Annotated in this window: 17 protein-coding genes; 4 read left to right on the top strand and 13 right to left on the bottom strand. The window is 60.3% G+C overall.

Features of this window, described 5'->3' with window-relative positions; all coding sequences use genetic code 11:
- Positions 1-24: 24 nt before the first annotated feature.
- The 3 genes from C8K63_RS09960 to treP all read right to left on the bottom strand — a co-directional run bounded on the left by C8K63_RS09960 (position 25) and on the right by treP (position 4,568).
- Positions 25-1,248 (bottom strand): carbohydrate porin, encoded by a 1,224-nt coding sequence (locus tag C8K63_RS09960; RefSeq protein ID WP_108216864.1) that lies wholly within the window; start codon positions 1,246-1,248, stop codon positions 25-27.
- Between the two features lie 108 nt (positions 1,249-1,356).
- Positions 1,357-3,006 carry an alpha,alpha-phosphotrehalase gene (gene treC, locus C8K63_RS09955; protein ID WP_108216552.1) on the bottom strand — a complete coding sequence of 550 codons (1,650 nt, stop codon included), beginning with the start codon at positions 3,004-3,006 and terminating at the stop codon, positions 1,357-1,359.
- A 119-nt stretch (positions 3,007-3,125) separates the two neighbouring features.
- Positions 3,126-4,568 (bottom strand): PTS system trehalose-specific EIIBC component, encoded by a 1,443-nt coding sequence (treP, locus tag C8K63_RS09950; protein WP_108216551.1) that lies wholly within the window; start codon positions 4,566-4,568, stop codon positions 3,126-3,128.
- Between the two features lie 237 nt (positions 4,569-4,805).
- On the opposite strand from treP, the gene treR reads away from it, so the two are divergent.
- The gene (gene treR / locus C8K63_RS09945; protein ID WP_108216550.1) at positions 4,806-5,510 is read left to right on the top strand and encodes a trehalose operon repressor; all 705 of its coding nucleotides are present in this window, start codon (positions 4,806-4,808) and stop codon (positions 5,508-5,510) included.
- Between the two features lie 74 nt (positions 5,511-5,584).
- Here the strand turns inward: treR and guaA are convergent, their stop codons facing one another.
- The 8 genes from guaA to C8K63_RS09905 all read right to left on the bottom strand — a co-directional run bounded on the left by guaA (position 5,585) and on the right by C8K63_RS09905 (position 12,958).
- Positions 5,585-7,162 (bottom strand): glutamine-hydrolyzing GMP synthase, encoded by a 1,578-nt coding sequence (guaA, locus tag C8K63_RS09940; RefSeq protein ID WP_108216549.1) that lies wholly within the window; start codon positions 7,160-7,162, stop codon positions 5,585-5,587.
- A gap of 99 nt (positions 7,163-7,261) precedes the next feature.
- Complete coding sequence (gene guaB, locus C8K63_RS09935) at positions 7,262-8,731, bottom strand: IMP dehydrogenase (protein WP_008053208.1); 1,470 nt, start codon at positions 8,729-8,731, stop codon at positions 7,262-7,264.
- 218 nt (positions 8,732-8,949) lie between these two features.
- The gene (locus tag C8K63_RS09930; RefSeq protein WP_108216548.1) at positions 8,950-9,498 is read right to left on the bottom strand and encodes a sugar ABC transporter ATPase; all 549 of its coding nucleotides are present in this window, start codon (positions 9,496-9,498) and stop codon (positions 8,950-8,952) included.
- 185 nt (positions 9,499-9,683) lie between these two features.
- Positions 9,684-10,865 (bottom strand): formate-dependent phosphoribosylglycinamide formyltransferase, encoded by a 1,182-nt coding sequence (gene purT, locus C8K63_RS09925; RefSeq protein WP_108216547.1) that lies wholly within the window; start codon positions 10,863-10,865, stop codon positions 9,684-9,686.
- A gap of 87 nt (positions 10,866-10,952) precedes the next feature.
- Positions 10,953-11,420: a VUT family protein gene (locus C8K63_RS09920; protein ID WP_108216546.1), complete on the bottom strand. Its 468-nt coding sequence runs from the start codon at positions 11,418-11,420 to the stop codon at positions 10,953-10,955.
- 148 nt (positions 11,421-11,568) lie between these two features.
- The gene (locus tag C8K63_RS09915; protein WP_108216545.1) at positions 11,569-11,784 is read right to left on the bottom strand and encodes a DUF1289 domain-containing protein; all 216 of its coding nucleotides are present in this window, start codon (positions 11,782-11,784) and stop codon (positions 11,569-11,571) included.
- Entirely contained in the window at positions 11,781-12,305 is a 525-nt protein-coding gene (locus C8K63_RS09910; RefSeq protein WP_108216544.1) for a gamma carbonic anhydrase family protein, read from the bottom strand. The genes C8K63_RS09915 and C8K63_RS09910 overlap by 4 nt, the downstream gene beginning before the upstream one ends.
- Positions 12,306-12,358: 53 nt before the next feature.
- Positions 12,359-12,958: a CoA pyrophosphatase gene (locus C8K63_RS09905; RefSeq protein WP_108216543.1), complete on the bottom strand. Its 600-nt coding sequence runs from the start codon at positions 12,956-12,958 to the stop codon at positions 12,359-12,361.
- Between the two features lie 147 nt (positions 12,959-13,105).
- Between C8K63_RS09905 and C8K63_RS09900 the strand changes: the two genes are divergently transcribed.
- The 3 genes from C8K63_RS09900 to C8K63_RS09890 all read left to right on the top strand — a co-directional run bounded on the left by C8K63_RS09900 (position 13,106) and on the right by C8K63_RS09890 (position 20,332).
- Positions 13,106-13,657 carry an NUDIX hydrolase gene (locus C8K63_RS09900; RefSeq protein ID WP_008016748.1) on the top strand — a complete coding sequence of 184 codons (552 nt, stop codon included), beginning with the start codon at positions 13,106-13,108 and terminating at the stop codon, positions 13,655-13,657.
- Positions 13,658-13,766: 109 nt separating this feature from the next.
- Entirely contained in the window at positions 13,767-14,270 is a 504-nt protein-coding gene (locus tag C8K63_RS09895; protein ID WP_108216542.1) for a murein L,D-transpeptidase family protein, read from the top strand.
- Between the two features lie 308 nt (positions 14,271-14,578).
- The gene (locus C8K63_RS09890) at positions 14,579-20,332 is read left to right on the top strand and encodes a membrane-targeted effector domain-containing toxin (protein WP_177413267.1); all 5,754 of its coding nucleotides are present in this window, start codon (positions 14,579-14,581) and stop codon (positions 20,330-20,332) included.
- A gap of 85 nt (positions 20,333-20,417) precedes the next feature.
- Here the strand turns inward: C8K63_RS09890 and C8K63_RS09885 are convergent, their stop codons facing one another.
- Both C8K63_RS09885 and purL read right to left on the bottom strand, forming a co-directional pair.
- Positions 20,418-20,729, bottom strand: coding sequence for a YqfO family protein (locus C8K63_RS09885; RefSeq protein ID WP_108216541.1), 312 nt, complete (start codon positions 20,727-20,729; stop codon positions 20,418-20,420).
- Between the two features lie 20 nt (positions 20,730-20,749).
- Positions 20,750-24,646 (bottom strand): phosphoribosylformylglycinamidine synthase, encoded by a 3,897-nt coding sequence (purL, locus tag C8K63_RS09880; protein WP_108216540.1) that lies wholly within the window; start codon positions 24,644-24,646, stop codon positions 20,750-20,752.
- Positions 24,647-24,788: the final 142 nt, after the last annotated feature.

Raw genomic sequence — 24,788 nt, 5'->3', positions numbered from 1 at the left:
GCTCCTACGGGGGTCATGCTGCGTTTATTTCCACCAATACTCGACCTGCAATCCGACGTTCGCACCGTGTCGCGCCGTGCCGAAGGAACCGGTGTCGGACAACGCCGAACCCGCCGCCAGCTCGTTGGCCGCCCGTTTGGCCGCCTCGTTCCAGCTGGCATAGGTGTAGTACAAACGCACCTCGGGACGTTCCCAGAACCCCGGGCCTTTTGGCGACCAGGTTGGGACAAAGGAGAATTTACTCAACTTGCGCGTACCTCCCGAGGCCTTGACCTGATCGTGTCCCAGCTCAGTCACCAACTTGAATTGGTCGGTGATTGCGTAAGCCGGGCGAACACCCAGGGAAATCCAGTTCTGGCCGTTACCGTCCGGGCGGATATCCTTCTGATAGACCGCTTCGACCTGACCACCAAAACGCGGTGTCACTTGCCAGTCGAAGAATTCCACCAGCCGGTAGCTCTTGTTGCTGTCGTCCAGGCCCACATCGCCGGTGTAACCCAACCCGGTGCCAGGCCCTTCGCCGTATTGCAGCGCCAGTTTGTTCTTACCGCCGAGGAAGTCTTTCTGCACATGCTGGGCGGTGATTGCCCAACCTGCGTGCGCATCGCTGCGGCCAGGTTTTTCGATGTAACTGAGGCCAAACTCCAGCTCACCGCCGGGGTTGGTCTGAAAACCTGCGACGTTGAAATCCTGCCGGGTGACATAATCCTTCTGGTACAGGTTGTCCTTGCGCGAAAAGGCGTAGCTGTATTTCAGGTCGCCGATCTTCACATCCTCGATACCACCACCCGTGGCGCTCTGGTTCCAGTAGTAGAAGTCGGAAATGTGGATATCGTTGCGTTTGTAGTAACGCCGACCGGCCCACAGCGAACCGCCGTTGAGGCTGGGCATGTTCGACCATTGCACGTACATCTGGGGCATGCGCACCGAGCCGTTGTCACCGTTGAAAGTCAGGTCCTTGTCGTACTGGTTATACAGCGATGCCATGCCGTCGACGCTGAGTACCGAACCATCGTCCAGGGTGTACATATCCTGGCGCAGTTCAAGTTCAGCGTACTGCTCACATTCGTTACCCAAACGGTATTTGGACTGCGCTCCCTGCAACTGGAAACACTGCTGCTCACCGCTGTTAACCGAGGTCCCGACGCCGCTGCGCAAGTAACCGGAGAACTCCAGCGCCTGGGCCGACAGTGGTAATGCCAGGCACGCGCCCGCCGCTACAAGGCTGCGATTTATTGTTGTTTTCAAGAACCACCCCATTATTTTTATTGTGTGATGCAGCAAAAAACGGCGCGCAAAACTCCCCCGCGCAGTGTTCTGCGTGTTTTTTGAAACAGTGCTTTTATTGGTTAAGGGCTAGTGGTTAGTCAGGTGCAGCACGAACGACTCGAATGGCCGTAAAAACACCTGCTGACTACGCAGCGGACAGTCCGGGTAGTTGCTGATCACCAGCCGTTGCGCCATCGCTTCGCTGATCACCTCATCCGGCAGTTCGACTTCGCACGGCGTGCCGTAGAAGTTGTTCAGCACCAGCAAACGCTCGCCATGGCCTTCACGCACGTACGCCCATATTTGCGTGTGCTCAGGCAACAACTGCCGATACACACCGTCGGACATCAGCGTTTCACGGCGGCGCAGGGCGATCAGCTGACGGTAGTGATGCAGCACGGAATCCGGGTCGTCGAGTTGGTGGGCGACGTTGATCTGCGCCGCGTTGGCCGGCACCCCGATCCATGGTTCGGCAGCGCTGAAACCGGCGTTCGGCCCGGCGTTCCAGTGCATGGGCGTGCGACCGTTGTCCCGGGACTTCTGCATGATCGCCGCCATGTTGTCGGCATCGCTGCTACCGGCTTCGCGCTTGAGCCGGTAAATGTTCAGGGTTTCGACATCGCGGTACTGATCGATGTGATCGAACCCCGGATTGGTCATGCCCAGTTCTTCACCTTGATACACAAACGGCGTGCCCTGCAGGAAATGCAGCGCCGTACCGAGCATCTTCGCCGACTCCACCCGATGCTCACCGTCATGACCAAAACGCGAGACCACCCGTGGCTGATCGTGGTTACACCAGAACAGTGCGTTCCAGCCGCCGCCGGCCTGCATGCCGGTTTGCCAGTCGGAGAGGATGCGCTTGAGTGCGAGGAAGTCGAAATCGGCGCGAATCCACTTTTGCAGGTTCGGGTAATCCACCTTCAAGTGATGAAAGTTGAAGGTCATCGAGAGCTCTTTCGACTCTGGCCGCGAATAGCGAATGCAGTGTTCCAGGCTGGTGGATGACATCTCGCCGACGTTGATCAGGTCATGGCCTTCGAACACTTCACGGTGCATTTGCTGCAAGTAGTCGTGGACGTTCGGGCCGTCGGTGTAGAAACGTCGACCGTCGGTGTTGTCCTCGGGGAAATCCGCTGGTTTGGAAATCAGGTTGATCACGTCCAGACGGAAACCACCCACGCCTTTGTCGCGCCAGAAACGCATCATCTTGAAGACTTCGGCACGCACCTGGGGGTTGTCCCAGTTCAGGTCGGCCTGCGTGTGGTCGAACAAGTGCAGATAGTATTGACCGGTCTGGGCCTCGTACTCCCAGGCCGAACCGCCGAACTTGGATTCCCAGTTGTTCGGCTGGTCGCGCCAGATGTAGAAGTCGCGGTAAGGGTTATCGAGGCTGCTGCGGGCCTGCTGGAACCAGGTGTGTTCGATCGAGGTGTGATTGACCACGATGTCGAGCATCAATTTGATCCCGCGCTTACCGGCCTCGGCGATCAGCAACTCGCAGTCGGCCATGGTCCCGTAGCTCGGGTCGATGGCGTAGTAATCGCTGATGTCGTAACCGTTGTCGCGCTGGGGCGAACGCAGGAACGGCGTGATCCACAGGCAATCGACACCCAGCCAGTGCAGGTAATCGAGCTTGGCCACGACGCCGAGCAAATCCCCCGTGGGTTTGCCGGCGTGGCTGTGAAAACTCTTCGGGTAGATCTGGTAGATCACCGAACGTTGCCAGTCTTGCATGGCGCTATTCCTTCAGTAAGTTTTGTACTGGCCTTGCGGGCCTCTTCGCGAGCAGGCTCGCTCCCACATTTGGAATGCGGTCAACCTGTGGGAGCGAGCCTGCTCGCGAATGCGATCTGTCAGGCGACCCGATACCCTGGCCGGACAATCCTCATGCTCAACCCGCAGGTCAGAACAAACGGCACGACCATGGCAATCACCATCCCGATCACGAACATCGGAATGAACTGCGGAATGATCGAGATGAAACCGGGCAATCCGCCGACGCCGATCGCCGAGGCCTGGACCTTGTTCAGCGACAGGAAAACGCTGCCCAGCGCCGAACCGATCAGGGCCGCATAGAACGGAAACTTGTAGCGCAGGTTGACCCCGAACATGGCCGGTTCGGTGATGCCGAAGTAGGCAGAAATCGCCGAAGTCGAGGCCATGCTTTTGTCCCGCACACTGCGGGTCATGTAAAACACCGCCAGTGCCGCGCTGCCCTGGGCGAGGTTGGACATGACGATCATCGGCCAGATGAACGTGCCGCCCTGGGTGGAGATCAGTTGCAGGTCGACCGCGAGAAACATGTGGTGCATACCGGTGATCACCAGCGGTGCGTAGAGCAGCCCGAAAATCGCGCCGCCGACCATGGGCGCCAGGTCGAACAGGGTGACCACGCCTTCGGTGATGAGAATCCCCAGATGACGGGTTACCGGGCCAATCACCGCCAGCGCCAGCACACCGGTGACGACGATGGTAGTGATCGGCACCACCAGCAATTGCACCGCGTTAGGCACTCGCGCCCGCAGCCACTTTTCGATCACGCTCATCACGTAGGCCGCCAGCAGGATCGGCAGGATTTGTCCCTGATAACCGACTTTCTCGATCTGAAACATACCGAGGATGTCGAAGTACGGCAGGCTCTGCCCCTCCAGCCCCGCCACTGCTTTGCCGTAGTTCCAGGCATTGAGCAGATCCGGGTGCACCAGCATCAGGCCGAGCACAATGCCGAGGATTTCGCTGCCGCCAAAGCGCTTGGCCGCCGACCAGCCCACCAGCGCCGGGAGAAACACGAACGAGGTGTTGGCCATCAGGTTGATCAGGCTCCAGAGCCCGTCAAGCTTGGGGTAGGCATCGAGCAGGGTCTTGCCCTCGATGAACATGCCCTTGGCGCCGATCAGGTTGTTGATGCCCATCAGCAGGCCGGCAATGATCAGCGCCGGGAGAATCGGCATGAACACGTCGGAAAATACCCGCACCAATCGCTGCATCGGGTGGATCTTGTCGGCGCTTTTTTGTTTAACGTCGGCGATGGTCGAGGCGGCGAGACCGGTTTGCCGGCGCAGCTCGGCGTAGACCTTCTCCACTTCGCCGGGGCCGATGACCACCTGGAACAGGCCGCCGGTAAAGAACGAGCCTTTGACCAGATCGATCTGGTTCAACGTGGCGCTGTTGACCAGGCTCGGGTCCTTGAGGGCCAGGCGCAGCCGTGTGACGCAATGCGCGGCCTGCTCGAGGTTGTCGCTGCCACCGAGGCTGTGCAGCAGCTCAGTGACGATATTCGGATAGTCGTGGCTCATGCTTGTTCTTCCACTGTAGTTTTTTGTTATTGGCAGCACGCCGAAGCGAAAAGTACTCGTCTGTACGAGTTATTGCAACAACTCGTACAGACGAGTTTGATTTTGTTTATCCTGAACCCGGCAGGCAGCGATATTTCCTACCTCCGAAGTCAAAGAAACCCAAAGCCGCATAGACAAACCCCTACCCTGCCCTTAAGGTTCGAAACCTTGAGCACAGTGCGGCATAGAGCCATCCCCATGAGTAAATACAACCAGATCTACAGCGATCTGCTTGCCAGCATCACGACCGAGCGTCTGGAACGCGGCGCCCGATTGCCTTCCGAAACCGAACTGATGGACAGCTATCAAGCCAGTCGCGGCACCGTGCGCAAGGCCATCGAGCAATTGCAGGAACGCGGTTTTGCGCAGAAAGTCCATGGCAAAGGCACCTTCGTGCTGTCGACCAACCCGATCGAATTTCAGCTCGGCGGTATCGTCAGCTTCCAGGAAACCTACCCGCGACTGGGCAACGACGTCAGCACCGAGGTGGTCGAATTCACCCAGATTCCCCTCGAAGGCCCACTGCTCGAACACATCCAGGCTGAAGAAGGCAGCCTGATCACGCGGATCAAGCGCGTGCGGCGAATCGACGGCAAACGGGTGATCCTCGACATCAACCATTTCGTCAGCGACGTGATTCCCGGCCTGTCCCGCGACATCGCCGAACAATCGATCTACGCCTTCATCGAGCAGACCCTGCAACTGCAAATCGCCTACGCCCAGCGCACCATCGAAGCGGTGCCCTGCAGCAAGGACGACCAGCAACACCTGGACCTCGACGGCCAGAGCCATGTGATCGTGGTCAGCAACCAGACGTTTTTGCAGGATGGCCGGCAGTTCGAGTACACCGAGTCGCGGCATACGCTGGATAAATTCTACTTTTCGGATGTGGCCCGGCGCTGAAACGCAAAAGGCCGTGTGAACTCACGTTCACACGGCCTTTTTTAAGCGATCAAACCATCAAGGCTTGTGCAGGATCACTCCCACTCAATCGTCGCCGGCGGCTTGCTCGACACGTCGTAAGTGACGCGGGAGATGCCTTCGATTTCATTGATGATGCGGCCGCTGACGGTTTCCAGCAGTTCGTAAGGCAGGTGTGCCCAACGCGCAGTCATGAAGTCGATGGTTTCCACGGCACGCAGGGCCACGACCCAGGCGTAACGACGGCCATCGCCAACCACGCCTACCGATTTCACCGGCTGGAACACCACGAATGCCTGGCTGACCTTGTGGTACCAGTCGGCCTTGCGCAGCTCTTCGATGAAGATATGGTCGGCGCGACGCAGCAGGTCGGCGTATTCCTTCTTCACTTCACCAAGGATCCGCACACCCAGGCCCGGGCCCGGGAACGGGTGACGGTAGACCATGTCGTACGGCAGGCCCAGTTCCAGGCCCAGACGACGGACTTCGTCCTTGAACAGCTCGCGCAGCGGTTCAACCAGCTTGAGGTTCATTTCTTCCGGCAGGCCGCCCACGTTGTGGTGCGACTTGATCACGTGGGCCTTGCCGCTTTTCGCGCCAGCCGATTCGATCACGTCCGGGTAGATGGTGCCCTGGGCCAGGTACTTGATGTTGTCCAGCTTGCAGGATTCGGCATCGAACACGTCGATGAAGGTACGGCCGATGATCTTGCGTTTTTTCTCCGGGTCGGCTTCGCCGGCCAGGTTGCCCAGGAACTGCTCTTCGGCGTTGGCGCGGATCACCTTGACGCCCATGTTCTCGGCGAACATGGCCATCACTTGCTCGCCTTCGTGCAGACGCAGCAGGCCGTTGTCGACGAATACGCAGGTCAGCTGGTCGCCGATGGCCTTGTGCAACAGCGCGGCAACCACGGACGAGTCCACGCCGCCAGACAGGCCGAGCAGGACGTTGTCGGTGCCGACCTGGGCGCGAACCTGGGCGATGGCGTCTTCAGCGATCTTCGACGGAGTCCACAGGGCTTCACACTCGCAGATGTCGAGGATGAAGCGCGACAGGATGCGGCCGCCCTGCTTGGTGTGGGTCACTTCCGGGTGGAACTGCACGCCGTAGTAGCGACGTTCGTCGCTGAACATGCCGGCGATCGGGCAGCTCGGGGTGCTGGCCAGGATGTGGAAGTCTTCCGGCATGCGGGTGACCTTGTCACCGTGGCTCATCCACACGTCGAGGCCGAACAGGCCGTCGGCGTCGATGTGGTCTTCGATGCCGTCGAGCAGGCGGCTCTTGCCGACCACGTCTACGCGGGCATAGCCGAACTCACGCAGCTCGGAACCTTCAACCTTGCCACCCAGTTGCTCGGCCATGGTCTGCATGCCGTAGCAGATACCGAAGACCGGCACGCCCAGATCGAAAACGGCTTGCGGGCAGCGAGGGCTGTTGGCTTCGTGAACCGACTCCGGGCCGCCGGCGAGGATGACGCCTTTAGGAGCGAATTCGCGAATCGCTTCATCGTCCATGTCGAACGGATGCAGTTCGCAGTACACGCCGATTTCACGCACGCGGCGGGCGATCAGTTGGGTGTACTGGGAACCGAAGTCGAGGATCAGGATGCGGTGAGCGTGAATGTCGAGGGCCATGATTCAGTCTCGTCTAAAAAATTCGGAAACAGTCGTGATTCAGAAACAACTCGGGGCTGAATAAAACAGCCCCGGTTGCTTAGCTTGTTGCTTGAAGGCTCAACCTACGCGGTAGTTTGGCGCTTCCTTGGTGATCTGCACGTCGTGAACGTGGGATTCGGCCATGCCAGCGCCGGTGATCCGCACGAACTCAGGCTTGGTGCGCATTTCTTCGATGTCGGCACTGCCGGTGTAGCCCATCGAGGAACGCAGGCCGCCCATCAACTGGTGGATGATCGCGCTCAGGGTGCCCTTGTACGGAACACGGCCTTCGATGCCTTCCGGAACCAGCTTCTCGGCGCCTGCCGAGGAGTCCTGGAAGTAACGGTCGGAGGAACCCTGGGCCTGGGACATGGCGCCCAGCGAACCCATGCCGCGATAAGCCTTGTACGAACGGCCCTGGAACAGTTCGATCTCGCCCGGAGCCTCTTCGGTACCGGCGAACATCGAGCCCATCATCACGCAGGAAGCACCGGCCACGATGGCCTTGGACAGGTCACCGGAGAAACGGATGCCGCCGTCGGCGATCAACGGCACGCCGGTGCCTTCAAGGGCTGCGGCAACGTTGGCGATGGCACTGATTTGCGGCACGCCGACACCGGCGACGATACGGGTGGTGCAGATCGAGCCAGGGCCGATACCGACCTTGACTGCGTCAGCGCCGGCTTCGGCCAGGGCCTTGGCGGCAGCGCCGGTGGCGATGTTGCCGCCGATCACCTGCACTTCAGGGAAATTCTGTTTGACCCAGCGAACGCGGTCGATCACGCCCTTGGAGTGACCGTGGGCAGTGTCGACCACCACCACGTCAACGCCGGCAGCGACCAGCGCAGCAACGCGATCGCCAGTATCTTTACCGGTACCCACAGCTGCGCCGACACGCAGACGACCTTGATCGTCCTTGCTGGCCAACGGGTAAGCCTTGGCTTTTTCGATGTCGTTGACGGTCATCATGCCCTTGAGGGCAAATTTGTCGTCGACGATCAGCACGCGTTCGATGCGGTGCTTGTGCAGCAGCTCACGCACATCGTTCTTGTCGGCGCCTTCCTTGACCGTGACCAGACGCTCTTTAGGCGTCATCACTTCACGGACAGTGGCTTCCAGACGGTTCTCGAAACGCACGTCACGGGAGGTGACAATGCCGACCAGGTCGCCATTGTGCAGCACCGGAACGCCGGAGATGTTGTGCATGCGGGTCAGTTCGAACAACTCGCGCACGGTGGCGTCGGCGACGATGGTGATCGGGTCCTTGACCACACCGGCTTCGTAACGCTTGACCTTGCGCACTTCGGCAGCTTGCTGCTCGATGGTCATGTTCTTGTGGATGATGCCGATACCACCTTCCTGAGCCATGGCGATTGCCAGACGGGCTTCAGTGACGGTGTCCATGGCGGCGGAAACCAGTGGAATATTCAGCTCGATGCCACGGGTAAGGCGGGTCTTGAGACTGACTTCGTTAGGAAGCACCTCGGAATAACCGGGCACTAGGAGAATGTCGTCGAATGTCAGAGCTTCTTGGCTGATACGCAGCATCGCGGGGGCTCCCGAGCGGGAAAATGGAAGCGCGACATTATAGTCAGAGACCCCCTCGGGTTCAATGTAAAACTCTGTCTATTATCGATGTTACAGATATACGGGGATTCGGGCTTTTCGTAGGAGCTGCCGCAGGCTGCGATCTTTTGACTTTGATTTTCGGAAAACAAGATCAAAAGATCGCAGCCTGCGGCAGCTCCTACAGGGGAATACGGCGTTTAGAGTTCGACTTTCACCCAACTGACCGGTTGATCCAGCCAATCGGCGAATTCGTCGAGAAAGCTCTGCTTGAACCCGGCTTCGGCCCAGTTGTTGAAGATGAAACCGAGGTTGGAGAAGCCGCATTCCTGCAGGAACAGAAACCCGTTGATGTCGTCTTCATGCCCGCATTCCGGACAGGTGAAGTTGTCGGTGCGCCCCGGCATCCAGTCTTCCAGGCTTTCGAACAGGGCTTCGCCGATTTCCTTGCGGCACTCGGCGCAGCCCGCCTCTTCAAGGAAACCCTTGGCCGGCGTATAGATGCAGCGCTTGGTGATGATCTCCAGGCCATTGATCGGCTCACCGAACGGCAGGGCTTCGGGGTGCAGGACCACTGCGCGGGCACCGTCGGCGATGGCGTGGGCCATGCGATTGCCGGTGCGACCACAGGTGGTCAGCTCTTCCTCGATGATGTTCTTGCGCACCAGCCAGCGCACGACCGCCCGGGCCCGGGGTTCGTGTACCGGCAGGGTGGAGATTTTCGGGACGATGATGCTTTGCGAGTTCATGGGTACAGGCCTGAAGCATTGATAAATGACCTGTAGGAGCGAGCCTGCTCGCGATGGTCGTTAACGATAACGCGGGGAGTCTGGGTTCCCCGCGGTGTTCTTGAGTCCATCGCGAGCAGGCTCGCTCCTACAGGTAAAGCAATGGCGCGATGCCTATAGAAGGTATAGGCCCGCCATAGCTGTTTTTACAGCTCTACGACAACCGCCTGCGCAGCACGGGTCGCCTTGGCGCGGGCGGCTTCGATCGACTCGTCGCGCGCCAGGGCCACGCCCATGCGGCGCTGGCCGTTGACTTCAGGCTTGCCGAACAGGCGCAGCGCGGTATCCGGCTCGCTCAAGGCCGCTCCCAGGTTGGCGAATGCGGTCTGGGTCGACTGTCCTTCCACCAGGATCACCGCCGAGGCCGATGGCCCGAACTGACGGATCAACGGGATCGGCAGACCGAGAATGGCTCGCGCGTGCAGGGCGAACTGCGACAGGTCCTGAGAGATCAGGGTCACCAGGCCAGTGTCGTGCGGGCGCGGCGAGACTTCGCTGAACCACACCTGATCGCCCTTGATGAACAGCTCGACGCCGAACAGACCACGGCCACCCAAGGCTTCGGTCACCGCTTTGGCGACACGCTCGGACTCGGCCAGGGCAATCGGGCTCATGGCTTGCGGCTGCCAGGATTCCTGATAGTCGCCCTTTTCCTGACGGTGGCCGACCGGCGCGCAGAAGGTGGTGCCGCCGATGTGGCGCACGGTCAGCAGGGTGATTTCGTAGTCGAAATCGATGAAGCCTTCGATGATCACCCGACCTTTACCGGCACGGCCACCTTCCTGGGCGTAATCCCAGGCTTTCTGCACGTCATCGACGCTGCGCAGCAGGCTCTGGCCCTTGCCCGAGGAACTCATGACCGGCTTGACCACGCATGGGAAACCGAGGTCTTCGACGGCTTTGCTGTAGTCCTCGAAGGTATCGGCGAAGTGGTAGGGCGAGGTTGGCAGGTCCAGTTCTTCAGCGGCCAGGCGACGGATGCCTTCGCGGTTCATGGTCAATTGCGCGGCGCGGGCAGTCGGGATAACGTTGAAACCTTCGGCCTCCAGTTCCACCAGGGTGGCGGTGGCGATGGCTTCGATTTCCGGCACGATGAAGTGTGGCTTCTCGGCTTCGATCACGGCACGCAAGGCAGCGCCATCGAGCATGTTGATCACGTGACTGCGGTGCGCCACCTGCATGGCCGGCGCATTGGCGTAGCGGTCCACGGCAATCACTTCAACGCCCAGGCGTTGCAGCTCGATCACCACCTCCTTGCCCAACTCGCCACAGCCACACATCAATACGCGGGTCGCGGTGGGCGACAATGGGGTTCCGATACGGGTCATCTGAAGGTCCTCAAGGAGCGGATCATCGAGGGACGCGTCGCCATGCGCGCTTCCCATGGGGAGAAAGCGCGGCATTTTACATGAACTTCAGCTGACGACAGCCTGTTTGCGCAGGCGCCAGGCCATGATCAGCCACACGGCGGTGACCCCGGCGAACTTCGAACCCAGGGCGGTGAGGATCACCCCCGGCGTCAGGGCGTCGATCATGCCGAAAAAGATAAAGGTATCGAGGGGAATGCTCAGGGCCGAACTTATCCACAGGCGATCATGCAGCGGGCGTTTGGTGATGCTGAACACCAGCCAGTCGATGCACTCGGAAACCGCGAACGCCGTGGCGCTGGCCAGAGCGATGGACGGATCGGAGGTGACATAGGACAACACCAGCGCCACCAGCATCGCCGCGAGGGCGCCATGCCCGAACCGGGCTTGCACCATGTCGCGCAGGATAAACACCAGACCACCCCAGGCTGACCAGATGATGTCCAGGTGCGGAGCGGTGGAAAAGGCGTAGTTGATCAGCACGACGCTGCCGATGTAGGCGATCAGGAAGAGCATGGGCGGGAAAGTACCTGTCAATTTGCCGCACAGAATACTGTAGGAGCGAGCTTGCTCGCGATGGTCGTGAACGATAACGCGATAAAACCTGACACCCCGCGGCGTTCATAGGTCCATCGTCGGAACGCCGCCCGGAGCAAGCTCGCTCCTACAACCGCGGTTTTGCCCCGATCATCCAGACAAGCCCACTGGTCTTGGCCCGCTCATGACACAACCCCAGCACTTTGCGCCGCTCGTCGTTGGTCATGCGGCTCCAGCGGGTAATCTCCTCCACCGTGCGTTGGCAACCGGTGCAGATATCATCGTCGTCCAGCGCACAAATGTTCACGCAGGGCGATGCCACCGGGCGTTCGGTGGCGGTCATTGTTCCTGCTCGGCCAGATCGCGGGCATAACGCTGCGAGTTGTGCACGTAGTGAGCAGCGCTGGCCTCCAGCATCCTGATTTGTGGCTCGGTCAGTTCGCGCACCACTTTGCCGGGCGAACCCATGACCAGTGATCCGTCCGGAATCTCCTTGCCTTCGCCGATCAGCGCGTTGGCGCCGATGATGCAGTTCTTGCCGATCTTCGCGCCATTGAGAATCACCGCGTTGATCCCGATCAGGCTGTAGTCGCCGACGGTGCAGCCGTGGAGCATGGCGTTGTGGCCGATGGTCACGCCGGTGCCGATGGTCAGCGGGTAGCCCATGTCGGTGTGCATCACGGTGCCGTCCTGGACGTTGCTGTTCTTACCGATCAGGATCAATTCGTTGTCGCCGCGCAATACGGCGTTGAACCAGACGTTGGCGCCCTCTTCCAGCTTGACCCTGCCCACCAGCACGGCATTGGGTGCGACCCAGCTCTGTGGGTGGGTTTCGACGCGGGCGTCGCCCAGGCGGTATTTCATCGTGTTGTCCTCAAGGCTCAGGCAGGCAGGTTCAAACCATTCGAACGATGGCTTCAGGTATTGATAAAGCTTTTGGGAGGCTGGTGCAGGCTGATTTTGGCGTCATACAGCAGGTTGATCAACTCGACGATCATGATCGCCGTCAACCCCCAGATCTTGTATTCGCCATAGCGATAGCTCGGCACATACCAGCTGCGGCCCTGATAATCGATGCGATGGGTATGTTCGCGGGGGTCTTTGCGGAAGAACTCCAGAGGCACGCTGAACACCGCGGCGATCTCCGCATCGTTGGCCCGGTATTCGACAAAATCCGGGATCACTCCAACATAGGGCGTGACCTGGATGCCATGCAGGCTGATCAGCGGGCTGAGCGGGCCGATCACCTCGACCAGCCCCGGCGGCAGGCCGATCTCTTCTTCGGCTTCCCGCAGGGCGGTGAAAATCAGGTCCGGGTCATCAGGGTCACGACGCCCGCCGGGAAAGGCGACTTCGCCGCCATGGGTCGACAGGCCGCTGGCACGCAGGGTCAACACCAGCTCGGGCTCGTCACTGCGGGTGATGGGCACCAGCACCGCGGCCTCGGGAAAACGACGGTCGGTCTCCAATGTGCTTGGTGTGTGGTTGCTAACCCGATGCAGTAGCTCGTCCAGCATGAGTGTTCTCGATCTGTGCCCTACCCGGCATCATGCACCAATCGCTGCGGTCGCCCAACCCCCGCAACAGCCCCATGTCGCGAAACGACAACTTGCCGACAGACACTGCCGCACGCCAAGATAGGCGCAGCATTCAGGAACCCCAGCATGAAATTTTGCAGCCAGTGCGGTAACCCGGTGACCCAGCGCATTCCCGAAGGCGATTCGCGCCTGCGTTTTGTCTGCGACAGCTGTCAGGCCATTCACTACCAGAACCCCAACATCGTCGCCGGTTGCGTGGCGACCTGGGGCACCAAGGTGTTGTTGTGCCGACGGGCCATCGAGCCACGTCGCGGCTACTGGACCCTGCCTGCCGGTTTCATGGAAAACGGCGAGACCATCGAACAGGCCGCCATTCGCGAAACCGCCGAGGAAGCCTGCGCCCGGGTGCGCAACCTGAGCATCTATACCCTGATCGACGTGCCGCATATCAGCCAGGTACATGTGTTCTTCCGCGCCGAGCTGGCCGACCTGGACTTTTCTGCAGGCCCCGAGAGCCTGGAAGTGCAACTATTCGACGAAGCGGACATTCCATGGGATGAGCTGGCTTTCCGCACGGTGGGCCGTACCTTAGAATGCTTCTTCGCTGACCGGCGGACCGAGGTCTATCCCGTTCGGTCTGAATCGATCCCGCCACTTGCTCAGCCTGCCATTATCTGATGTCATATCGGCATCACTCAAAGGCGTCGAAAGACCGCCCGGACGCGGCACGAGCCTGCAAAAACTTCTATACATAAATAGTCGCGACACCTCCTGGGGAATCGTTTCAATGCGCTGGTTGCTTGCCCTGTTCTGTTTGTCGTTCGTCGCGTTGTCCGAGGCTTCTGCCGTGGAAACCCTGAATGGCAAGATCATCGAGAAAGTCCTGATTCTCAAGTCTTCCCATCAATTGCAATTGATCAATGACGGCAAGCCGCTCAAGACCTATCGCATTTCCCTGGGCAAGCGTCCCAAGGGGCCGAAGCTGATGGAAGGCGACAAGCGCACCCCGGAAGGCTTCTACTGGGTCGACTGGCGCAAGACCAGCGACCGCTTCAACCTGGCGATGCACGTTTCCTACCCGAACATCAGCGACTCGGCCCGCGCCCGTCGTGAAGGCGTCGAACCCGGCGGCATGATCATGATCCACGGCACCCCGGACAGTGAAGACACCCCGGAAGACCTGTTCCACACCCTGGACTGGACCGACGGCTGCATCGCCATGCGCAACATGGACATGCGCGAAGTCTGGAACCTGGTGCCCGACGGCACGATGATCGAAATCCGCCCGTAATCCCCACGACCATTGGTCGACATCAAAAAATAAATTCAAAAGATCGCAGCCTGCGGCAGCTCCTACAGAGGTGATACCAATCCCGACCGTAGGAGCTGCCGCAGGCTGCGATCCTTGCCTTCAAAATCCCCACCTCCAATACCACGTCAAACCAACCCCGAGTCTGTGACTGACAGGCCGTTTTCGCGAGCAGGCTCCCAGCCTGTATCGCGATACTCCCGCCAAATCGTGGCATACATATGTACCACCACCCCCTCCCTCTTCCTCGCCATGCTGCCGGCTCTTTCTACCGACTGGAGACCGCGTCCATGAGCACACCCACCCCCCCACCGTCTTTTGAAGAAATCAAAGGCTACCTCAATCAAATCGGCCATCACCTGCTCAACGCCCAAACCCCACTGCTGCCCGATCATAAACCCACAACCGAACAACGCTACCTGGAACGCCTGGACGGCATCCTCAAGCGCTACCGGGAACAGTTCCTGAGCAAGGCCAAAACCCACTATCAAGGATTAACCAACAGCGACCTGAAAACCTCGGAAGGCCAGACTCTGCTCACTACTCTCAAGAGCACCTTGAACACGCATCTGATGGACATGGACCTGCGTGAGCAGATCGATGGCAGCTCACTCAAATCCTACATGACCTTCGAAGCCGGGTTCACCGCCCTGGAGCATGAAGCCAGGCTCGCCGTCCAGGATCGCCTGCTGCACCCACAAGAAGGCACGATGCTCGAAAGCGTGGCGCTGCCCCCAAGCTTGCGCCCAGGCCTGTACGCCTTGCAGTTCAGTTACCAGGCGCAACAGGTCGAGCTGGCCGGTGCCTTTGTCGCCACAGAAAAAAACAGCGTCGTGGTCAACGACCTGATGAGCGCGCAGGACGTCGGCCAAGTGTTGCTGTTCACACCTGCGCGAGGGATCGAATCGTTCAACACCCTGGCCGAACTCGACACCCACTTGCGGCAAAACATGGAACACGCCAGCGGGCGCAGTGAGTTCATCGACAGGTTGCCCACGCGCTACCACGCCTTGAGCCCCGCCGGAATCTGGCCCCTGGAACTATCACCCATCGACGACCAGCCGTTGTTCGAACACACCGTCGGTGCCCTGATCGCCAAGCGCACCCAGGATATCGACCGGGCCCTGAGCCTGGTGGACAACCCGCAGCACGACCCCGCCCAATTGATCGCGGCCCTCGACCGCGCGATCCGTAGCGCCCTGCCCGACCTCAGCGCCCGCCTGGAACTGCGCGCCCAACGCCTGCTCGAACGGTTGCTGCGCTACAGCGCACCCGATTGGTATCGCAGCGCCAGCGAGGCACACCGAGCCACGCTGGCGGAACATCTGGCCAGTTACAACCAGGCACGCCAACACCTGCTCGATCTGTTGGGCCCCGCCGCGAACCCCCAAGCCCTGGCCCGTTTTCAATGGCTGGAGCGGTTGAGCGATGACCTGGAGATTCACGACCTGAACCCGGAGCACCTACAGGTCAAAACCCAACGGTTTGTGCCCGGCGTCGGCCACTATGAACACAATCGCAACCTGATCGACCTGGCCTTGCGGGGCCTGCATACCGGCGACGAACTGCCTGGCTCCGACTTTCTGACGAAGACCACCTTTACGTATAACGGAGCGCCCTTGCCCGATGCGTACCAAGACCTGACCCCAGCGTGGATCGTGCAACAGTTGATGACCCTGCAACCTCGGTTCGACTTTGCACAGGTGCAACAAGAACTGCACGCCCGGCCTGAGTTCAGCAGCGCCATCGAGCAGATGCTCGACCAGCGGATCAACGCCCTGGCCTACACGGCCTTCCTGCAAGGCCACATTCGCGAAGACGACTACCAGGCGATCCAGCGCCTGCGCCAGGGTACCGATGCGCGACTGAGCGCCGCCACCCTGGGCGCCAGCGTCCTATCGCTGCACGGTGCGCAACTTCAGGACCTCTGGGTGATGCGCCAGAGCGATGCCAACGGGACGGTCAACCGCGTACTGCTTTGCACCCCCGAGGCACCACAAGAGCACCAGTTCCAGGCGTTCGACAGCGAGCTTGCGTGCCGGCAACACATCCTCGGCTGGACCCAGGACAACGGCCTCAAGGCCCCACCCGGCACCATGACCGACTACTTGATCCGCCAGGTACCACTGCGCTTTCGCAACTCGATGAAGCACCTCTTGAACGGTCTGAGCCAGAAGTTCCATGCCCAGGATTACAACAATATCGCGTTCAACGCTGGCAACTATCGCCAGAGTCTGAAATCGATGGCTGATCATGTGCTCGCCACACGTATCGATAACTACGAATTCAATACGCCGAGTTGGTATCGCTCAGCCACCATTGATGTCAGGCGAAGACTCTCGACCCTGGCCGAGGATGCAGAAGGCAGCTTGCAGACCTACAACGACCATCCACAGTCCGAAGCCCGCTTCCAAAGCTTCGATGCCTACCTGCATGAAAAGGCCAGGGAGCGCTTGAACCAACTGCTGGGCCGCCGTCAGAACGATGTCGACCCGGACACCGTATGGGCCTATTCACCCTCCGCGCTCGGCACCCGGACACCGGCGCCCGTGACGTATACCCAGCTCTACCGTGACGGCTACGCCGATGGTGTCGGTTTTCTCGACGAAAAATTCTCCCGTTCGGCAAGGTACAGGGGCCCGCAAGGCATTGACCTGAGCACCCTGAACGCCAATCCGCAAGCCGTCGCACGCTCGGTCACCGGCATCTGGATTGGCCAGCGCTACGTCGACAAGGTCAAGGCCGAGTTGCTGGACCCGGGCAGCCCGGCGTTTACTTTCAGGCGCAATGCGGTGCTGGCCATTACTCAACGACAGATGCTCAGTGCCGCATTGGAGTGTCGCCTGCAAGGACACATCGCCGGCGTTGACCTGCAATGGCTTGAGCGCTGCATTGCCAGTATGGGTGACACGCCGCTGGAGACTCGCGGCAAATACGCCATCCATCGCCTGCTGGTCGACGGCGACTGGGTCATCGACACCTACCTGTTCAGCCACGCTGACAACCCGGTGCTGCTCTATACGCCCCATGCCCCCGACGGCATCACCTTTCGCGAGGCCAGGCAGTTCAATTACCTGCTGAAAAAACTGCCCGGATTCATCGGCTACCTCACCCAGCGTGTCGATGTTCGATCCCGGGGCCGGGTCCAGGCATTTCTGGAGGCCGCCAAACAAGGGCTGCCCGAGGGCCTGGATAAAACCACCCCCAGCCCCCCACGTTACGACTCGACCCGGGCACTGCCTCCGGTGCTTGACCTGCGCCGCTTGCTGTACAACATGAAGCTGCAACGCAAGATCGACGAAGTGACCGCCACCACCACTAACCGCACTCAGATGATCACCAGCATGCTCTGGACGTGCGTGGAGTTCACGGCCGCCATCGCCACTGCGCCTTTCCCGGTTCTGAGTCTGAGTGTTGGCCTGCTACTGGCCTTCAAGGACAGCATGCTCGCCCTGCATGCGTACAACCAGGGCGACACCTCGGCCGCCCTTGAGCACTTCGCCGGGTATCTGTTCAACAGCGCCGGCGCCCTCTTCACCGACCTGCGTCCGGCCCTGAAATCGTTCAAACCCATCGGCAAATCCGTGCGCCTGGCAGTTCCCAGCACCGAGCAAGGTCGGGCGATGAAGCTGATCAGCCAGCTGGAAACCGCCCCCCCGGCGCCTGCAGGCATGCAGCCGGTGCTGTTCAACGGCGAGGTGCTCTGGGCGCCGAATACCCCGGATGTGATCGGTCGCTACTTGCTATATCGCCATGACCCGGTCAGCGGCAAATGGGTCTCGACCACGCGCCTGGCCGCACCGAACGCCGAGGGCATCTGGACCCGCACCGGGGTTTCCGGCGGCGCGCCGAAATACGAAACAGTGCCCGAAACCCCCGGGCCGTCAAAAGACTATGGGATGCCACAGAAATACTGGAGCAGGCTTGAGCCAGTCATGGACCCGCAGATGCGGACGCTCATGATCAGCCAGGCAGCCGATATTGGCCAAGGTCTGGTCGACACCGTGCTGGGCCGTGCCGCCGATGAACTGCGTTCGTTACGCACGGTTTACCTGCAGCAGGTCGAACGCCTGACCAAGGACGCGGATAACTTCTTCCTCTTCCTCGACACGCTGCCCGCTCGCGCCAACGTGCCTGCCGTAGAGGCCAGTACCCCGCTATCCCAATTGATAGCCAACGACGCCTTTGCCGGTAACAAGAACCTGGTTATCGGCGCCGTGCCAGGCTCCATTGCCAGCAAACAGGCACTGATTACCAACATGAATGCCCTGGTCGAACGAGGTTTCAAGCGCCTGTATGTGGAGTTCCTGCCGGGGGAGGTTTTCAAGCTCAAGCTTGAAAAGTTCAACCAAGGGAAATCATGGCGGCACATCAAAAAACATTTGAAGGCCATAGACCAGTCCTTCGGCATCGCAAAAGACGCCGAGCACTCTTACTTGGCCCTCGTACACAAGGCCAGGGAAAAAGGCGTGCAAATCAAGGCGCTGGACGCCTCGACCTCCTATCGACTGGACGATGTACTGCTCATGGGCGATAGCTCGCCGACCACGCCCCAGCCCAACAGCCTGAGAAACTATTACTCGCACAAAGTCATTGAAGCCGACATGGCCGATACACCGAACGAACGCTGGATCGCCCTGGTCGATCACTCGCGCATGACCACATACAATGGCACACCTGGTCTGGCGGACTTGAACAATGCGGTCGCGCTGCGCATCGAAGACGTCGGTTTGAATCAACCGGTGGGCATCTGGTCAGACACCCCCGGCAAAATACCAGGTGATGCACTCGCCAAAGGCGACTACCACATGACCTTGCAAACACCGTACAAGACGCCCGAACCTATCTCACCGACTGCCTCTACATCCGTCGTCAGCACTGGCCATTTCAACGACTTCGATATTGCACCGTCGCTAAGAGATGAGATCGCCCGCATGAGCGACCAACCGCGCGGCCTGGATTCTCGCTACGCACCGTCCCAACTAACGCGAGCTGAAGCGTTCTCTGAATTCATCAAGTTACGCAGAAACTTGAATACCAATGCCAAGAGTTTCTTTGCCGACTATGTTCCACCTGCCAGGCCAGCGTTGCCAACGATCAGCAGCACCACCACGCCCGAGTCGTTCCTGAAACAAATCAGCGAAAGCCACCTGCCGGGGTTGGTGATTGGCGAGGCGCACTCGGCAGAATCGAGCAAGGCATTTCTGATAAAGCACATGAAGCAGTTGAAGCAGCAGGGCTACAAGACGCTCTACGTCGAACACCTGCTCACCGACCTGCACCAGGCTGAACTGGAGGTGTTCCATCTAACCCAGCGGTTTCCCGACAACCTCAAGGCCTACCTCAAAGCCCAGGATCGGGGACATATGCCGCTCTACACTGGCTCTGACAACTATTCGGAAGTCAGCCAGGCCGCCAACAAATATGGCATCCGCATCAGGGCGCTGGACTGTACCGTCAGCTATCACCTCAAGGGCTTGCCTGATCCGGAAAAGGCCCGCAACCAGATGTTCAACTACTTCGCCTCCCGGGTCATCCTGGCCGACCAGACGGCACACGGGCCCCATAAGTGGATTGCCTTCATCGGCAGCGCCCACACCAATAACTTCCTAGGCATATCGGGACTGGCCGAGATCCTGGGCACGGTCAGCCTGCATGTCAGAGAGTGCGCGCCGTCAATGGCCAGAGGCATTCACCTGGGGTTCTGGGAAACCGATCTCACGGGGCCTCGCTGGAGGGCGATACGCAGTGACTTCAAACTGGAAGTCAGCAACGCCCGGCAGCGAGCTCCTGCGCCCTTTGTACCTGTCGACAGGTCCAGACTGCGCCAGACGGGGCACTTCCTGATCGAACGCCCCTCGACTGCCGAGACCAACCTGCTGCACCGCTCCCGCAGCGGTGAAATTGTTTCCACGCCGATTCAGGTGGACCATAACGGGTTGTTCTTTATCGACCGCTGGGACATGACGGCACGACGTTTCGAGTACCAGGACATGCTGATCCAAGTACTCAAGGCAGAGGTTCAGCTGACGCCAGCGCCGTAATCGGCGCCAGTCACCCACTATCACGCCCAATAAAAAACCCGCTGAAATCGCTTTCAGCGGGTTTTTCATTTCAGCAGCAAGAGAGTCAGAAATCCTCCAGCCGCCACACCTCATAAGCCGGTGTCTCATAGGGATGGCTCTGTTTCAGAGCCGCCACCACCGAGCGAATCAACTCATCGGCCACCACCAGCTCGACCTTCCACTCCTCGACCTGTTCGACCTGCCCCGCTTGCCCAATGAACGGCTGGCTGCCGTCCAGTGGACGAAACTGACCCAGGCCCAACACCTGCCATGCGCAGTGATCGTAGGCACCGATCCGTCCGCCACCGGCGGCGAATACGGCGCTCTTCACGTCTTCGACGTGACTGGCTGGAACAAAAAAACTGAGCTTGTACACGGCGCTTGGTTCACCCGTTCTTAGTTCACCCACACGCGAGCATTACGGAACATGCGCATCAGCGGTGCATCTTCGTTCCAGTCATCCGAGCGCCACGAGTTCTGCACGGCACGGAATACACGCTCCGGGTGCGGCATCATGATGGTCACGCGACCGTCGCGGCTGGTCAGACCGGTGATCCCGCGCGGCGAGCCGTTCGGGTTGGCCGGGTAGCTTTCGGTGACCTTGCCGTGGTTGTCGACGAAACGCATCGCCACACAACCCGACAGATCGGCTTCCAGCAGTGCTTCTTCACTGGCGAATTCGGCATGACCTTCGCCGTGGGCGATGGCGATCGGCATGCGCGAACCGGCCATGCCTTGCAGGAAGATCGAGTTCGACTCCTGGATCTGCACCATCGCAACGCGGGCTTCGAACTGCTCGGAACGGTTACGCACAAAGTGCGGCCAGAACTCGCTGCCCGGGATCAGCTCGTGCAGGTTGGACATCATCTGGCAACCGTTGCACACGCCGAGGGTGAAGCTGTCGTTGCGTTCGAAGAAACCCTGGAACGCATCGCGGGCGCGGCTGTTGAACAGCGCCGATTTTGCCCAGCCTTCACCGGCACCCAGCACGTCGCCGTAAGAGAAGCCGCCGCAAGCGACCATGCCCTTGAACTCGTTCAGGTCGACACGGCCGGCCAGAATGTCGCTCATGTGCACGTCGATCGCGTTGAAACCGGCGCGGTCGAACGCAGCCGCCATTTCCACCTGACCGTTGACGCCCTGCTCACGCAGTACGGCAACCTGTGGGCGAATGCCTTTCTTGATGTAAGGCGCGGCGACGTCCTGGTTGATGTCGTAGCTCAGCTTGACGCTCAGGCCCGGGTTGTCTTCTTCCAGCAGCACGTCGAACTCTTGCTCGGCGCAGTCGGCGTTGTCGCGCAGACGCTGGATCTGGTAGCTGGTCTCGGCCCACTGACGTTGCAGCAGACGACGCTGGCCTTCGAACACGGTGTCGCCGTTGAAGGTGATGCTGATCTCGCCGTTGTTGATTGGCTGACCGATCACCGACACACAGTCGCCCAGGCCGGCAGCGCTGAACTGCGCGAGGATGTCCGGGGTAGCGTCCTGGCGAACCTGGATCACCGCACCCAGTTCTTCGTTGAACAGGATCGCGGCGATTTCGTCGGCGCTGTGGGCAACGCTGTCGAGGTTCAGGCTCAGGCCGCAGTGACCGGCGAAGGCCATTTCCACTACGGAGGTCAGCAGACCACCGTCGGAACGGTCGTGATAAGCCAGCAGGTGACCGTCGGCGTTGAGGCCCTGGATCACGGCGAAGAAGGCTTTCAGGTCTTCGGCGTCATCGACGTCCGGAGCGTGCTTGCCGAGCTTGCCGTGCACCTGTGCCAGGATCGACGCGCCCATGCGGTTCTGGCCGTGGCCCAGGTCGATCAGGATCAGGTCGGTGGTGCCCTTGTCCATGCGCAGTTGCGGGGTCAGGGTCTGACGGATGTCAGTCACTGGCGCGAAACCGGTCACGATCAGGGACATCGGCGAAGTGACGGACTTGTCCACGCCTTCATCGTTCCAGCGCGTGGCCATGGACATCGAGTCCTTGCCCACCGGAATGGTAATGCCCAGCTCTGGGCACAGTTCCATGCCGACCGCTTTCACGGTGTCGTACAGGCGTGCATCTTCACCCGGATGACCGGCGGCGGACATCCAGTTCGCCGACAGTTTGATGTCGGAGATCTTGCCGATGCGCGAGGCGGCGATGTTGGTCAGGGTTTCGCCGATGGCCATGCGGCCCGACGCAGGAGCGTCCAGCAGTGCCAGCGGAGTACGCTCGCCCATGGCCATGGCTTCACCGGTGTAGACGTCGAAGCTGGTGGCGGTGACGGCAACGTCGGCTACCGGAACCTGCCACGGGCCGACCATCTGGTCACGGGCCACGAGGCCGGTGATGGTGCGGTCGCCGATGGTGATCAGGAAGCTCTTGCTCGCCACGGCCGGGTGATGCAGGACGCGCTCGACGCAGTCGGCAATGTTCAGGGTCGACGGATCGAAGTCATCGCCCAGTTCGGCTTCACGCACTACCGAACGGTGCATGCGCGGGGCCTTGCCCAGCAGCACTTCGAGCGGCATGTCCACCGGGCTGTTGCCGAAGTGGCTGTCGGTGACAGTCAGCTGCGGTTCGGCAGTGGCTTCGCCGACCACTGCGAACGGGCAACGCTCGCGTTCGCAGATCGCCTTGAAGCGCTCGAAGTCAGCCGGGCCGACCGCCAGAACGTAACGTTCCTGGGATTCGTTGGACCAGATTTCGTGCGGGGCCATGCCCGGCTCGTCGTTTGGAATGTTGCGCAGTTCGAAACGGCCACCACGGTCGCCGTCGTTGACCAGTTCCGGGAAGGCGTTGGACAGACCGCCCGCACCCACGTCGTGGATGAAGCTGATCGGGTTCTTGTCGCCCAGTTGCCAGCAACGGTCGATGACTTCCTGGCAGCGACGTTCCATTTCCGGGTTTTCACGCTGTACCGAAGCGAAGTCCAGGTCTGCCGAGCTGGTGCCGGTGGCCATGGAGGAAGCGGCGCCGCCGCCCAGGCCGATCAGCATCGCCGGGCCGCCGAGCACGATCAGCTTGGAGCCGACCAGGATCTCGCCTTTCTTGACGTGTTCTTCACGGATGTTGCCCATGCCGCCAGCCAGCATGATCGGCTTGTGGTAACCGCGAACTTCGTCACCGTGCGGGGTGGTGATCGACTGTTCGAAGGTACGGAAGTAGCCGGTCAGGGCCGGACGACCGAATTCGTTGTTGAACGCAGCGCCGCCCAGAGGGCCTTCGATCATGATGTCCAGCGCGGTAACGATGCGCTCAGGCTTGCCGTACGGCACTTCCCACGGCTGTTCGAAGCCCGGGATCTGCAGGTTCGACACGGTGAAACCGGTCAGGCCAGCCTTTGGCTTGGCGCCACGGCCGGTCGCGCCTTCGTCGCGGATCTCGCCGCCGGAACCGGTGGATGCGCCCGGGAACGGGGCAATCGCGGTCGGGTGGTTGTGGGTTTCAACCTTCATCAGGATGTGCACCGGCTCCTGCACCGCGCCGTACTGGCGGGTCTCAGGGTCCGGGAAGAAACGACCGGCCACGGAGCCGACGATCACCGAAGCGTTGTCCTTATAAGCAGACAGAACGCCTTCGCTGTGCATCACATAGGTGTTCTTGATCATGCCGAACAGGCTTTTTTCCTGGCTCTGGCCGTCGATGTCCCAACTGGCGTTGAAGATCTTGTGACGGCAGTGCTCGGAGTTCGCCTGGGCGAACATCATCAGTTCGATGTCGTGCGGGTTGCGCGAAAGGCCCACGAAGGCGTTGACCAGATAGTCGATCTCGTCTTCGGCCAGGGCCAGGCCCAGCTCGGTGTTGGCTTTTTCCAGCGCGGCACGGCCGCCACCCAGCACGTCGATGGCGGTCAGGGGTTTCGGTTCGGCGTGGCTGAACAGGCCGGCGGCCTGTTCGAGGTTGCCCAGGACGATCTGGGTCATGCGGTCGTGCAGACCGTCGGCGATCAACCGGGCTTCAGCGTCGCTGAACTGGCCGGCCACGTAGAACGCGATGCCGCGCTCCAGGCGCTGGATTTTCGCCAGGCCACAGTTGCGAGCGATGTCGCTGGCCTTGCTTGACCACGGCGAGATGGTGCCGAAACGCGGTAGCACCAGAAACAGACGACCGGTCGGTTCTTGTACAGGAACGCTTGGACCGTACTTCAGAAGGCGCGCAAGCACCTGCTGTTCGTCGCCGGTCAGGACGCCGGTAACTTCGGCGAAGTGAGCGAATTCAGCATACAGGCCACTGACAGCCGGAACCTTCTGGCTCAGTTGCTCAAGGAGCTTGCTGTGGCGAAAGGCAGAAAGGGCAGGAGCGCCGCGCAGGATCAACATCTTCGGGACAGCCTCGGGAAGGGGTGTGCTTTGAGGCCGTGCATTCTAGCCTAAACAGCCCGCGACAGCACCCGAAACGCTACGCACGGTTGCACCCGGGCGTCGATCTGTGTTTCTGCCTCGAAAGTCAGGTTAATTGGGC

The organism is Pseudomonas sp. GV085 (genome assembly GCF_003050925.1).
In the GTDB taxonomy this organism is placed as follows: Bacteria; Pseudomonadota; Gammaproteobacteria; order Pseudomonadales; family Pseudomonadaceae; genus Aquipseudomonas.
This window is presented reverse-complemented; position numbering and strand designations above follow the sequence as displayed.